At 37.7% G+C, this 13,052-nt stretch carries 12 protein-coding genes; 8 read left to right on the forward strand and 4 right to left on the reverse strand.

The window, feature by feature from the left end; translation table 11 throughout:
* Window positions 1–4 precede the first annotated feature (4 nt).
* Window positions 5–1,123, forward strand: a complete 1,119-nt coding sequence (gene mcrC / locus IP510_RS07275; protein WP_194364097.1) for a 5-methylcytosine-specific restriction endonuclease system specificity protein McrC — start codon at window positions 5–7, stop codon at window positions 1,121–1,123.
* Between the two features lie 149 nt (window positions 1,124–1,272).
* On the opposite strand, the gene IP510_RS13745 is transcribed toward mcrC, so the two are convergent.
* The 4 genes from IP510_RS13745 to IP510_RS07290 all read right to left on the reverse strand — a co-directional run bounded on the left by IP510_RS13745 (window position 1,273) and on the right by IP510_RS07290 (window position 4,303).
* Complete coding sequence (locus IP510_RS13745) at window positions 1,273–1,512, reverse strand: hypothetical protein (protein WP_227669552.1); 240 nt, start codon at window positions 1,510–1,512, stop codon at window positions 1,273–1,275.
* The gene (locus IP510_RS13750; protein ID WP_320154186.1) at window positions 1,487–1,756 is read right to left on the reverse strand and encodes a hypothetical protein; all 270 of its coding nucleotides are present in this window, start codon (window positions 1,754–1,756) and stop codon (window positions 1,487–1,489) included. The genes IP510_RS13745 and IP510_RS13750 overlap by 26 nt, the downstream gene beginning before the upstream one ends.
* A 278-nt stretch (window positions 1,757–2,034) precedes the next feature.
* The gene (locus tag IP510_RS07285) at window positions 2,035–2,418 is read right to left on the reverse strand and encodes a hypothetical protein (RefSeq protein WP_194364098.1); all 384 of its coding nucleotides are present in this window, start codon (window positions 2,416–2,418) and stop codon (window positions 2,035–2,037) included.
* On the reverse strand, window positions 2,411–4,303 hold the full coding sequence (locus tag IP510_RS07290) for a leucine-rich repeat domain-containing protein (protein ID WP_194364099.1): 1,893 nt from the start codon (window positions 4,301–4,303) through the stop codon (window positions 2,411–2,413). Before IP510_RS07290 ends, IP510_RS07285 begins: the two co-directional genes overlap by 8 nt.
* A 363-nt stretch (window positions 4,304–4,666) precedes the next feature.
* Here IP510_RS07290 and IP510_RS07295 point away from each other — a divergent pair, with 363 nt between their 5' ends.
* The 7 genes from IP510_RS07295 to IP510_RS07325 all read left to right on the forward strand — a co-directional run bounded on the left by IP510_RS07295 (window position 4,667) and on the right by IP510_RS07325 (window position 12,997).
* Window positions 4,667–8,221: a TM0106 family RecB-like putative nuclease gene (locus tag IP510_RS07295; protein ID WP_194364100.1), complete on the forward strand. Its 3,555-nt coding sequence runs from the start codon at window positions 4,667–4,669 to the stop codon at window positions 8,219–8,221.
* 399 nt (window positions 8,222–8,620) lie between these two features.
* Window positions 8,621–9,628: a WG repeat-containing protein gene (locus tag IP510_RS07300; protein WP_194364101.1), complete on the forward strand. Its 1,008-nt coding sequence runs from the start codon at window positions 8,621–8,623 to the stop codon at window positions 9,626–9,628.
* Window positions 9,629–9,744: 116 nt separating this feature from the next.
* The gene (locus tag IP510_RS07305) at window positions 9,745–10,266 is read left to right on the forward strand and encodes a hypothetical protein (protein WP_194364102.1); all 522 of its coding nucleotides are present in this window, start codon (window positions 9,745–9,747) and stop codon (window positions 10,264–10,266) included.
* A 213-nt stretch (window positions 10,267–10,479) separates the two neighbouring features.
* Complete coding sequence (locus tag IP510_RS07310; protein ID WP_227669555.1) at window positions 10,480–10,782, forward strand: hypothetical protein; 303 nt, start codon at window positions 10,480–10,482, stop codon at window positions 10,780–10,782.
* A 179-nt stretch (window positions 10,783–10,961) separates the two neighbouring features.
* Entirely contained in the window at window positions 10,962–11,639 is a 678-nt protein-coding gene (locus IP510_RS07315; protein ID WP_194364103.1) for a hypothetical protein, read from the forward strand.
* A gap of 89 nt (window positions 11,640–11,728) precedes the next feature.
* Window positions 11,729–12,181, forward strand: coding sequence for a DUF1810 domain-containing protein (locus tag IP510_RS07320; protein WP_194364104.1), 453 nt, complete (start codon window positions 11,729–11,731; stop codon window positions 12,179–12,181).
* A gap of 201 nt (window positions 12,182–12,382) precedes the next feature.
* Window positions 12,383–12,997 carry a hypothetical protein gene (locus IP510_RS07325; RefSeq protein ID WP_194364105.1) on the forward strand — a complete coding sequence of 205 codons (615 nt, stop codon included), beginning with the start codon at window positions 12,383–12,385 and terminating at the stop codon, window positions 12,995–12,997.
* Window positions 12,998–13,052 lie beyond the last annotated feature (55 nt).

Genomic DNA, 13,052 nt, shown 5'->3' on the forward strand with positions numbered 1-13,052 from the left:
GCAGATGTCTTTTGAAGTCGATCACTTGTCTGAGTCTTATGAAGAAGTCGAGCGAATAGGTGAGATACCTATTCGTAATCTTTGGTTGCTCATTTTGTATGCATCGGAGCTCTACAGGGAGCTTGATGCAGCCAAAGTAGCAGTTGAAGACAATCCTGATGACATCCCAGATTTAGTTGCAGAAATACTTTGTCGACGGGTTGAGCATCGTATTCAGCGCAATTTAAGCTACAGTTACCAGTCACGTGATGCGATGCTCAATCGTGTACGTGGAAGAATAGACTTGCTTAGCACTGAGAGAAATAGGTTGCTTGACCGTGGTAAAGTCGCTTGCCATTTTGATGAATTAACGATTGATACACCACGTAATAGATATGTCAGAGCCGCTCTTGAAACGATTTCTAAGATTGTTAAAAGCAAGGAGTTGGCTCATAGATGCCGATCATTGGATGTGCGCTTAAGGCGCATGGGAGTCAGTCAGGTACGCCCTAGTCGGAGTGAAGTTTCTGTAGACCGGTTTGGAAGACATGACGTTGAAGATAAACCAATGATTGCTGCAGCACACTTAGCTTTTAATCTAGCACTGCCAACTGAGTCTGCCGGTACAAGGCAGCTGTCTTTACCAGCAAGAGATAATCTACCGTGGCTTCGTAAGCTCTTTGAAAAAGGGATTGCTGGGTTTTATCATACCGTCCTTTCAAAAAGTGTCTGGCGTGTCAGTGCTGGCAAAACGCTTAAGTGGCAAATCGATGATAAGAGCTCAGGCATCGATAAGATACTTCCTAACATGAAGACAGATATTATTATCGACAATAAAGAGGTAAGGCATCGTACAGTTATTGATACTAAATTCAATGCTGTGGTTACACGTGGTTGGTATAGAGATGAGACGTTACGTAGTGGCTATCTCTATCAAATGTATGCCTACTTAAGATCTCAAGAGGGTAGTGAAGACTTGCTTAACGATACCCCTTCTGGTCTGCTACTTCATCCTTCAGTCGGTGAAGATGTTAATGAGTATGTTGTCATGCAGAATCACAAGATTCAATTCGCTACTGTGGATTTGGGAGCGACTGCATTAGAGATTCGAGAACAGCTGCTGAATATTATTGGAGCTTATTAAAATTAGAATCCAAGTCTTATCTCACTATTTATAGAAGACTTCAATAAATCTAGAGCTCTTATAGCCTTGTCAAATAGAGCTCTGGGCTAACAGTATAAATATAAATAGGTTTATATCGACTCTAATACTTGCTGGCAAGCCTGAGCTAACTAAGGGTTAACATTATCTTGTTTAAGTAGCCATTTGAGATAGCCAGCACACTCAGAACTATCTGCTAAATCTACGATAGTCTCCCCCTTATGTTTGCCAAAGCTCAAATGCGTCAGTACACGTGCCATTTCACTAAACTCATATAGGCTGTTCACATCAATTATTTCATGATCCCGACTATGGGCCATATCAATCAAACTACCAAGCACCAGCTCAGTGAATATCGGCAATGGCAGCATGTGCATCCTTTGCCTGAGTTCGGGATATATCCCAGTGAAAGTGAAAGTGATAGAGAAGAGATACTAGCTTATGGCTCTCAAGCGTAGGAAGAAGGTAGTTAGCCATCGCATTGGTACAAATAAGATTAGGTATATGTGTCTCGCCAGCATTTTTGAGAACGGCCATATCAAAATCAATATTGTGACCAATCAAGTGCTCAACACTGTCAGGCAGTCTAAAATCAGTATGAGGTGGTTCATCCACCACATCCTCACTCATTACAGATATGTGATATTGCCATAGAGCTCAAGCTAATTTCTTTCAGAGGATTAAAGCGCTTAGATCTTGGCTCCTGTAGCACTGCTACCTTACCATTGATGATATTAACAATAGAGTATGCTGCCTCAGTTATGCGTGGCTCAATGACTCCTGTTGTTTCGGTGTCGAGTATATACGTGGTCATGATTAGCCCCAAGATTGTCATCGTCTCTTAACATTGAGCTTTCGACAATCTGGTGACATTTCAGTAAGTGCTAATTTACTCAGCTGTTGATATACATGAAAGGAGCCATATTTCCTTTTTTGAAATAATGCTTTACTGATTTAAGTTTGTATTTGTTTCTAACTGTATCTTCAGCAATATTACCAATGAATTCAAAACGGCCATTATTTTTTTCATGAGCCGTTGGGTCCGCTTCCTGCCATGCTGTTATCAGATATACTTCACGTACAATACCCTTATATACTGATAGGGCATATTCAACATTGTTGGCTCGATTAAGACTCACTCTCCAGCTACTCCGAGTGGCATTATAAAGCTCTTCAGCTGACATATCGTCTCGAAACAGCTCATTAATTCGTATTAGCATTGAAGGCTCAGTAATTTCTAATGAATCTTCTTTACTAGTCAGATTGAGATTACGCATTTTTATCTCCATCAATATTCACATCCCAACCATCTAGATACTCTTCGAAAGTATCTCTTACATCAAATCCATTTTTTATCAAAGCTGTACCTACAAATCTAACAGACTGATAGTAAATTCTATCTAACATGTCATGCTGTATACGATCATAATTCTCATCTAAATCATGGTCTAGATTGAAAATAGATTCTGGATACTGTTGTAATGTATATAGTAATCTAGCATATTGCGATCTATTTAAGAATTTCTGATAATGACCGTCTTCATGCATAATATAATGTACTAAGCTCTGTAAGCTCATGTCAAATGAACCATCAACAAAATCTAAATAAAACTTATCATAACCATAACCTGGACGTACCTTGTAACCTACGTCTTGATCAAAACCAGTAATATTATCCCTAATAATTTTATCAAGAACATTTGTAACTTCTTTTTCTATTGCTTCAATAGTGTCATCATTTAACTTTACTTCATCAATAGCAACAGTATCAGGAACTTCATCTAAATAAATTTCATAACGAGGCTCTTGTGCTACAGCTAAATCGTAAGTATCTGGTTTCCAATCATCAACAGTGTCTCCTAATTCTTCCAAGAATTGAGTAACTTTTATAGATAAACCGGTTAGGTAGTTATCACAAAGTGATAACGAATATAGATCCTTTAGCTTGGTAATGCTATCAGGTAGCATATTTAGTATATTATTGTTAAGAATCAAATATTCTAGATTTACAAGATCGCCAATACTTTCTGGAATTACCTTAAGTTCGTTACCTTCTAAGCTAAGTGACTTCAAATTTTTTATTTGACCAATGCTATCAGGCAAGGCGTTTAACGTATTATAGGCAATTGTCAGATACTCTAGGCTTGAGAGGTCACTAATACTTTTCGGAAACATCTTAAGTTTATTACTTTGTAAGTTGAGCGTTCTCAAGCTTTTTACTTTGCCAATATTATCAGGTAACGTACTCAATAGATTATCGTTAAGACTCAATTCTTCAAGGTTTGCCAGACTACCAATACTTTCTGGAAGTGTCTTAAGTTTGTTGCCGTCTAAATTAAATTCTTTCAAGTTTCTTAATTTGCCGACGCTATCAGGTAATATGCTTAAAGTATTATTATATTCAATTGTCAAGTATTTTAAGTTCTCAAGATTACCAATACTTTCTGGAAGCGTCTTAAGTTTGTTGCCGTTTAAACTGAGCTTCTCCAAGTTTTTCATTTGAGCAATACTTTCTGGAAGTGTCTTAAGTTTGTTAACTCCTAAGCCAAGTATCTTCAAGTCTTTCATTTGACCAATATTATCAGGTAGCGTACTCAACCCATTATCGTCAAGATTCAACTCTTCTAGGTTCACAAGATCACCAATACTTTCTGGAAGTATCTTAAGTTTGTTACCGACTAAATTAAACTCTTTTAAACTTCTTAGTTTGCCAATGCTATCAGGTAACGCATTCAATGCATTGTAATGAAGTGATAATTTTTCTAGGTTCGAAAGATTACCAATACTTTCTGGAAGTACCTTAAGTTTGTTACCATCTAAATTAAACTCTTTTAAATTTCTTAGTTTGCCAATGCTATCAGGTAACGCATTCAATGCATTGTAATAAAGTGATAATTCTTCTAGATTCACAAGATCGCCAATACTTTCTGGAAGTGCTTTTAGCTTATAGTTCTCACTAAGACTAAGGACTTTAAGGTTCTTAAGGTTACCTATAGAATCTGGTACTTCGGTGATATTTTTTTCAATTAGTATTAATTCAGTCAAGGCCAGTAAAGCATTAATATCACGAGGCATTAGCTCTTCTGAGAGCTCAAGCTTATCTGCCCATACCCAGATTTCTTCCATCCACGGCTTGATAGTTGGATCTTTTTTAATTGTCATTTTGCTCTTCCTAAGTAGTTAACTTTTAAGTTTGAAATTTCCATGGCATTCACGAATGGTTGGCTAGTTTGGATTCATGTTACTGTCTAAACATCACTTACAAGCCTTAAATCATTTAAGTGTCCAACCTAATAGTCTTTCAATATTTGAAATATTATCCGTGTTTTAAAATGAAAAATATCGAGAGATTTTTATTGACTATATTATCAAGCTAGGATAAAAAACCTGATAAGTAGACATCTTTTCATTAATATCTACTATAACCATAAAAATTGCAATACGAATACTTATTTCCGCGACAATCAGTGTCGCGGAAATAAGTATGATTAATATACTTATAAATTTCGAAAAACAGGATATTTCATGTATAAAAAAGAGCATATGTATTACTCCCCATCTGATCTAACCAAATATATGGAAAGTCCTTTCGCTTCATGGATGGATAGGTTTGCTCAAGAATATCCAGAGTTAGCACCAAAGCAAGATCCCAACGATGATCTTATGGTAATGCTGCAACAAAAAGGTTATCAGCATGAGGATAAGCTGGAGGCAATGTTTATAGCCGAAGGTAAGAATCTAATAAAAATTGAGGGGGAGAACAATGATGAAAGATATGCTAAAACTTTGGAAGCAATGCAAAGTGGTGTTGAAATAATTGTGCAAGCAAGGCTGGAACTGGGTCAGTTTGCAGGATTTTCTGACTTCTTGGTCAAGGTGAATCATGAGCCAGAGCATCTACCAAGTAGTTTTGGTAATTGGCATTATGAGGTATGGGATACTAAGCTTGCCAGTAGAGTAAAGCCGACATTTATCATTCAGTTATGTTGCTATGCTCAAATGCTTGAGTCTATTCAAGGATGTTTACCTCAGTATATTACGGTTGCTCTTGGCAATGGTGAGGTACAAGTATTAAGGACTTATGACTTTTACTATTATTACCTAAAATTGAAAGACACCTTTCTAAAAGAGCATGCTGAATTCCACATAGATCATTGTCCAAACCCTGCTGATTCTGAAAGTTGGGGTAACTGGAGTAACCATGCCGAACAGATTTTGCTCAGTAAAGATCATTTATGCCAAGTAGCAAGTATTACCAAAGGACAAATTAAGAAGCTTAATAAGGTAGGTATATATACTATGCAGCAGCTTGCAGACCCATCTATATTTTCTGTGGGTGGTATGCATTCTACGATATTTACTAAACTTAAAGCTCAAGCGAGTATACAAATAAAGAGTAAGTTAAAAAGTCAAAGACCAGAGGTGATGATTGATAGCGCTAGACCAGAGTTTGAAATAATAAAACCTGCGCAAGGTGAGAAAAAAGGACTGGCATTACTGCCACCTGATTCTCCGATGGACGTATTCTTTGATATTGAAGGTTTCCCGCTCGATGTAGGTGGGCTGGAATATCTATGGGGTAATAACTATTTGGATGAGGACGGCAACCGTCAGTTCAAGGACTTTTGGGCTCACAATCGTGAACAGGAAAAACAGTGTTTCCAAGATTTCATCCATTGGGCTTACGATAGATGGCAACAAGACCCCAGTATGCATATTTACCACTATGCCAGTTACGAAGTTACAGCTTGTCGTAAGCTGATGGGACGCTATGGTGTCTGTGAATTTGAAGTTGATCAACTACTAAGAAACGAAGTATTTGTCGATTTATACAAGGTAGTAAAGGGTGGCTTGCGATTAGGTGCTCCTCGGTACTCGATTAAAAATGTGGAGCTTTTATACCGTAGTAAGCGTAATACCGAAGTGGGTAACGGCAGTGATTCGATCATTGTTTATGATCAGTGGCGAGAATTATACCAACGGGGCGAGGAAGGAGATACTTGGCAAACTTCAAAAATACTTAGTGATATTCGAGATTATAACATTGATGATTGTAACTCTACGCAAGAGCTAGCGGTATGGTTAAGAGAACAACAAACAATTCATAAGATTGACTATTTAGGTAAAGCTGAAGTTATTAAGCCAGAAATATCTGAAGAAGCAACCATGGTTACTGCACTGCGTGACCGTCTATTAGCCCAAGCCCAAACAGAGTTGCTAGTCGACTCTAAGCAAGCACAACTCACTGAGAATCTAGCATGGATGTTAGAGTTTCATCGCCGCGAGGCCAAGCCTTTATTTTGGAAGCTATTTGATCGGCTTGGCTCAGAGGAGGTGATGCTTATGGATGACCTAGACTGTCTTGCTCTTTGCGAGCGTACACAAAGAGTGCCATTCAAATCATCACCAAAAGATAGAAATCTAAGTTACGAATACCGATTCGATATTAATCAAGAATTCAAAGGCGCTGCAAACAATTTTTATGTGCTTGGGGTAGAAACATCTGAAGGTAAAAACGTAAAAGTAGGGTTGGTGACAGATGATAGTGATTTAGGAAATGGGGTAATTGTACTCAAAGCTAAAGATGAACCACCAAGTATAGTGTCGCTCATTCCCGATCAACTTGTGCCTAGCAAGGTGATTGCAGAAGCAATATTCAAAACGGTGGCCGAGTATGAACAAAGTTTATTTAGACAGAAAAAATCTGCCATTATGGATTTTTTAACGGGTGTAAAGCCAAGAATATTAAATCACAAAGGTGGTGATATCGTCAGCAGTGAGGAACCAGATGCTCGCTTAAAGCAAGTCATCGTAGCCATTAGCAATCTCGATAGTAGTTACCTGCCGATACAAGGTCCTCCGGGTTCAGGTAAAACTTACACAGGGAAATATGCAATCGCTCATTTGCTTAAGTCAGGGGCGAAAATTGGTATCTCAAGTAATAGCCATAAAGCGATCAACAATCTATTACTTAGCACGGCCAAGCACTGTAAACAGAATAATATAAAAGCATCGTCTTTCTGCACCAAAGAAACAGATGATGAACTTTCTGATTATGACGTGACCATAATAAGCAACAATCAATTAGCCAATCATATTCAGCCAGCATGTGTTATCGGCACGACTGCATGGGGATTTGCTCGTGAGGACATGACAGATCAGCTCGATTATCTTTTTGTTGATGAAGCAGGTCAAGTATCAACAGCCAACTTAGTTGCTATGAGTCGTAGCGCTAGAAATCTGGTATTGATGGGTGATCAGATGCAACTAGGTCAACCTTCACAAGGTACGCATCCTGCTGAAAGCGGGCTATCTATACTGGACTATTTATTACATGATACACCAACCATATCTGCAGATATGGGCGTGTTCTTAGACATGACCTATCGTATGCATAGTAAGGTAAACACAGTTATCAGTCAGCTAATCTATGAAAGCAAATTAAGATCTCACCTTGATAATGATAAGCGTATTTTAAAAGTATTAGAACCCACAGCCAGTCATAGTATGGCCCCCCAAACGTTAGATATGCACGTAAACACCGAGGCAGGCATTATTTTTGTTCCTGTAGAGCATGAGGGTAATACTCAAGCTTCTGATGAGGAAGTGGCAATGATTGAGCAATTGGCTAAGTCGCTACTGGGTCGTATGCTTCATGCTGGTTCGACTAAAGATAATGGAGAGGCAGTTGTTCGACCAATCACATGGGACGATATGTTGTTTGTCGCCCCATACAATCATCAAGTTAGTAAGCTAAAAAACGTCTTGGGCAAACAAGCAAAAGTTGGAAGCGTAGATAAATTTCAAGGCCAAGAGTCTCCAATCGTATTTTTGAGTATGTGTGCTAGTGATGCCAATGAGTCGCCTCGAGGTATGGACTTCTTATTCGATAAAAACCGCATTAATGTGGCGATTTCTAGAGCGCAAACATTGGCTATCGTAGTAGCAAATCCTAATCTTGGTAATACCTCTGTTAACAGTGTCGAGCAGCTAAGAAAAGTAAATTTATTTAATGCAGTCATGTATATGAGTAGCGATACAAACGCTACATATACAGAACAAGCTATATTTCTACATTAATAATATTTTATTAACGAAGTAGATATAACTGGTCGAGTGAAATAATATATTTTTTGAGTTCTAAAAATTTTGAGGATAGATAAAGTAGACTGTTTATGAATTTCAAAAATGATATTAACAGTCTGAACAGTAAACCCTAAATCTTTTATTATGTCAGAGCGAAGCCATAGTAAACATTCATAAAATATACAGAAGGACATAACGATGACGTTGTGTCCTTTTTTATGCTTATAGATTCTTCAAGACTATTTAAAATTACTGCATCGGATAACATATATATTGATTATTGAAATAAAGTTGACTACTATTGTTTATTAAATCAGTGACATCTATTTGCTGTATATCATAGATATATTTGTGGATTACAGAGAGCATTTATACTTTACAAACGAGACTTAAATGAAAAAATATAATAGTAAAGCGACCATAGTATTAGGTCTATGTGCAGCATTTGGCGCAGGTAGTGCAACCGCTGGCTTACAAGCCTTTGAGTTGGAGAATACGGAGCAACCTCAGTGTGGCTACAAAGATGCCGGAGGAAAAGTCATCGTACCTCCAAAATATGATAGCTGCGGTGGCTTCTCTGAAGGCATGGCTCGTGTCGCAATCATGAAAATGGGTATGGTCAAAGGCTATGACGGCGGTGAGGACTACGAAGACTATCTGTACTGGCAAGGCTATATTAACGAAACGGGCAAATTAGTCATACCTGTTGAGCATCAAGCACCGATGACTGGTGGATATTACATTGATTTTCGAGATTTCCAAGAAGGTATGGTAGCCGCATATAAAGACGGTAAATATGGCTATATGAATAAGTCAGGGAAAATGACCATACCTTACTTATATCAGAGTGCTGGTGATTTCAATGATGGGCTGGCAGTGGTCAGTAAGGACGATAAATTTGGAGCAATTGATAAAACAGGTAAAACAGTCGTGCCATTTAAATTTAATTGGCTAGATGACTATTCAGAAGGGTTGGCCAGATATAACACGTCTACATTGGGTGATGAAGATAGCAAAACAGGCTTTGTGGATACCACTGGCAAAACCGTGATAGCAGCCAAATGGGATGAGGCAATGGAGTTTTTAGAAGGATTGTCTGCTGTCAAGATTGGAGATTATAGAAGTGGTAAATGGGGCGTCATCGATAAAACAGGTAAGGTCATTGTTTCACCAAAATATGACATGGCTTATATAGAACCAATGGGGGATGCGGTAGATGTCGATGGCGGCCGCTATGAAAATGGAAAGCTCGATGTTTATAACCTAAATACCAAAGGTGCTAATGCTTATGATGAGGGCTATGACAGTATCACGCGCTATACGCTAGACCACCAAGGCAAAGTGCTCTCCAAAAAAACCTATACAGATTGGAGTGAGATAGATCAAGAACGCTATCCGTAAAACGATCAGTAACTTCTAAAATATATCATCAAAGATGCATATTTACTGAGATCTAAAAGTGAGCCACATAGAAAAATAACAGTACTCAATCTATTTAAATTTATAGGAAAAATCTCATGTTCAAAAAGACAAGCATGCTATTAGCAGCATCGATAATTATCTTAGGTCTATCCTCTACGGCTAATGCAGCACCTAAAACGAAATATGGTGTCACAGTGGTTGAGTGTGATTTTGATTATGAGGACGAGAAATTTTGCACAGACAGTCGTTTGAAAAGCTATGCAACCGTTATGAAAGAACGTAAGCCTAACTTCAATGGTAATCAGGTTATCTATATCTTTGACACCAATATCACAGGGTACGTCAACAAAAAACCTTATCGCTTAGTCGTGATTGACCCTGCTAAGAAGACAGTAGTGCCTTTTGGTTATTCATTATCAGCGGCAACTGGATCAAATGGTAAGCCAATAATTGTTAACAAGAAAGGTGATACGATTGATTTTGATTTTAGTATCAAATCTAACCGCTTTTGTTTTTCTGGTGATATCGATGCTTATAGAATGTCTGACAGCTATGTAGATCAACCTTTTTGCTTTAAATACGATAAAGCTCAAAAAGATATGATGAGAGAGTATTAAAACTCACTGTCCTCAAATAATGTATAGAAGGTGATGAGCGAAACGTTCATCGCCTTTTTATTTATAGAAAGCAACTCTGTATTACTCTCATGCTATTTAAGTGATTTTATAATCGAACCTAGAAAATAAAATTATATGTAGTCAGATATACTAACCTTTATGATAAATATATAGGTTTGATCTATCACGTGCGGTTTGGTATTTATCGATAACATGATGTATCTGACAGGCTTTTATCCAGTAAACGATCATATCGATAATAAGGAGTTGTTAAAAGCACATCGCAATTTTGCAATTAACCGTATTACCCAAGCTAGCATAATAAATAAGTTAATACCTGACTGGGTAGGGCGTGACGTTTTTACATTAAATAGCTTACAGAAGCTAGGCAAGCTAGAGTTTGGTAAAAATGTTGAAATCAACTTGGTTTTAAAAGTACAGAAATATGCCTGTCAGCATCTTTATGAGCGCCCACTATCGATAAATCAGCAAATTACTATTATCGATGACACTTAGAATCAGGTCAGCGCTACGGTTGCTAATACTACTCGTCTGCAAGATTGGCTGGTAAGTATGTCGCAATTGTCCGTCGTCATTGAACCATTAGAGTTAAAGATAGTTATTCTTGAGCATCTAGAAAGTGGTATGCAGCTTTATAATAACGATTAATGATGTCACCCAACGAGGAACCATGTATGACAGTAAATAGTATATCTAAAGATCAAGAGTCTCTAACAAATAATATTGCTCAAGAGCCTGATAACGAGCTTCGGATAAAACCTATCTCTTTTACCATGTTATACACACTGCAGGCAGGTGATTATCGCTTGTCTGAGGTTGGATTTATTATCATTGATGATGGTTGGAGTGAAAACTCACTGCTAGACCTAAAACATAAAACAGGTTTGGGAACACTGTTTGCTCTGCAAACTACGGACAAGCTCATTAATAAGTTCGAGGTGATAGACGGTATTATTATTTGTGAATCTGATGAAGTCGAGCAGGTGATGACAGTCTTCGAATCGGTACTATCGGTGCAAGATAAAGTTGGTATAGATGTTAACGATATCAAAAGATCCTGCGGGGCTGAAAAGTCTGCCAAGTTTATACAGACTACTGTAATGGGTGCAGCTGATTCAGAGCAATTAGAGACAGCCGTTAATCATCTGCTCAATCAAATTCCTGAAGGTCTTAGTATCGAGTATATGATGCTTGATATTGAAAGCGATCATAAACTATCTCTTGATGAGTTTTTTATCGTCATAACTGCTATTGAAAGTCGGATTGCTGATGATGCAGAAGTGTTTTACGGTAATAGGATGGTTGATAAACCTGACCATTGCTGGGTAGGAGCGATGTATGTGGCTGGTTAGCCTAGCATTAACTATACATGGTTTTACTCACGTTGTGAGCGTGTCAGGTAAATGAGAGTTCATTACTTAAATTGCAAGGAGTGCAGAAAATGACAACGACAGATAAAGATTTATTTGATGATTTTATTCAAGCTCAAAATACTATCTATTCACAAGTGATTGAAGAGCTGACCCATGGTCACAAGCGCACGCATTGGATGTGGTTTATTTTTCCACAGATAAAAGGGTTAGGTCACAGTAAAATGTCTCGACGATTTGCAATAGGGAGTCTGGAGCAAGCGAAAGCGTATTTGCAGCATGAGGTGCTTGGAGCACGGCTAATAGAGTGTACTGAAATACTGCTGTTGCATCCTGATAAAAGCGCTTTAAACATCTTTGGTTCACCGGACAATTTGAAGCTGCAATCTTCGCTAACATTATTTGCTTTTGCCGCTGGTAACAAGTGTGTATTTGAGCAGCTTTTATATCAGTTTTATGCAGGCAGTTACGATATAAACACTATCAATATGCTAAGGCAAATGAATGACCAGCAATATAAGTAGACAAAACGGAATAATTTTTAACTAGCACTAAAACTTGATACTTCCAACCATACCAAGAAACATTAATTATCGGTGAGTATAGTCAGTTCAATATAATTTCGATACAAGGAAACCGAGTGCAAGTTATACATTAGTATGCTTAGCGAGGTTAACGCTGTCATTCTTTTATAGAGGATTGACTATATAGCGATGAAATGCCATATGGACGAATCATATATAGATGACACACCTAATGCATTCCTATACCAACGAATTATGGATCGTTACCCTAAGTCTGCTATTGGTTGTTTTATTATCAGCGAGGATTGGGATGAGCAGGCGCTACTAGAGCTAAAAAAGGAGTCAGAGGCTTGGTTTTTAGTGGGATTGCAAATAGATAATAGTGAATTTGAGCACTTAAATATCATAGAGGGCATTATTAGATGTCAGCCTGATGAAGTAAAAGATGTTACCGAGCTACTTGATGTAAACGCTGCAAGTACCATCATCGGTATAGATGTTGTAGATATTAAAAGTTTATTTGAGTGTGGCAATTTATTCCAGTTCATTCAAGCAAGTGCCACAGGTGAATCTGAATCAGATTTAATAAAAGTAACAACACATAAGCTAGTGAATCAACTTTCAACAGCACGCCATACTAAAGGGTTGTTTATTGGAATGGAGAGCGTTCAAAGCTTACTAATGGAAGCTTTTGCTTACGTAGCAGATGCTGTTGAAGGATTTTTATCTAATATTGGTGAATCTATATATTACCGCTCAAGTATGACTGATGAGCTCAATATTTTTCATTTAAAAGCGATTTATGCTTTGGCTTAGCTGATACTATTTATATAAAACCGTTTAATTTTAATTATTGTTACCTTTAAATATC

The organism is Psychrobacter sp. NG254 (assembly GCF_015277735.1).
Lineage (GTDB): Bacteria > Pseudomonadota > Gammaproteobacteria > Pseudomonadales > Moraxellaceae > Psychrobacter.

What these genes read in the sequence shown, in the direction of transcription:
- mcrC (WP_194364097.1), top strand. Translation starts at nt 5, where the DNA reads ATGTCTTTTGAAGTCGATCACTTGTCTGAGTCTTATGAAGAAGTCGAG.
- IP510_RS13745 (WP_227669552.1), bottom strand. Translation starts at nt 1,512, where the DNA reads ATGCTGCCATTGCCGATATTCACTGAGCTGGTGCTTGGTAGTTTGATT.
- IP510_RS07285 (WP_194364098.1), bottom strand. Translation starts at nt 2,418, where the DNA reads ATGCGTAATCTCAATCTGACTAGTAAAGAAGATTCATTAGAAATTACT.
- IP510_RS07290 (WP_194364099.1), bottom strand. Translation starts at nt 4,303, where the DNA reads ATGACAATTAAAAAAGATCCAACTATCAAGCCGTGGATGGAAGAAATC.
- IP510_RS07295 (WP_194364100.1), top strand. Translation starts at nt 4,667, where the DNA reads ATGTATAAAAAAGAGCATATGTATTACTCCCCATCTGATCTAACCAAA.
- IP510_RS07300 (WP_194364101.1), top strand. Translation starts at nt 8,621, where the DNA reads ATGAAAAAATATAATAGTAAAGCGACCATAGTATTAGGTCTATGTGCA.
- IP510_RS07305 (WP_194364102.1), top strand. Translation starts at nt 9,745, where the DNA reads ATGTTCAAAAAGACAAGCATGCTATTAGCAGCATCGATAATTATCTTA.
- IP510_RS07310 (WP_227669555.1), top strand. Translation starts at nt 10,480, where the DNA reads ATGATGTATCTGACAGGCTTTTATCCAGTAAACGATCATATCGATAAT.
- IP510_RS07315 (WP_194364103.1), top strand. Translation starts at nt 10,962, where the DNA reads ATGACAGTAAATAGTATATCTAAAGATCAAGAGTCTCTAACAAATAAT.
- IP510_RS07320 (WP_194364104.1), top strand. Translation starts at nt 11,729, where the DNA reads ATGACAACGACAGATAAAGATTTATTTGATGATTTTATTCAAGCTCAA.
- IP510_RS07325 (WP_194364105.1), top strand. Translation starts at nt 12,383, where the DNA reads ATGGACGAATCATATATAGATGACACACCTAATGCATTCCTATACCAA.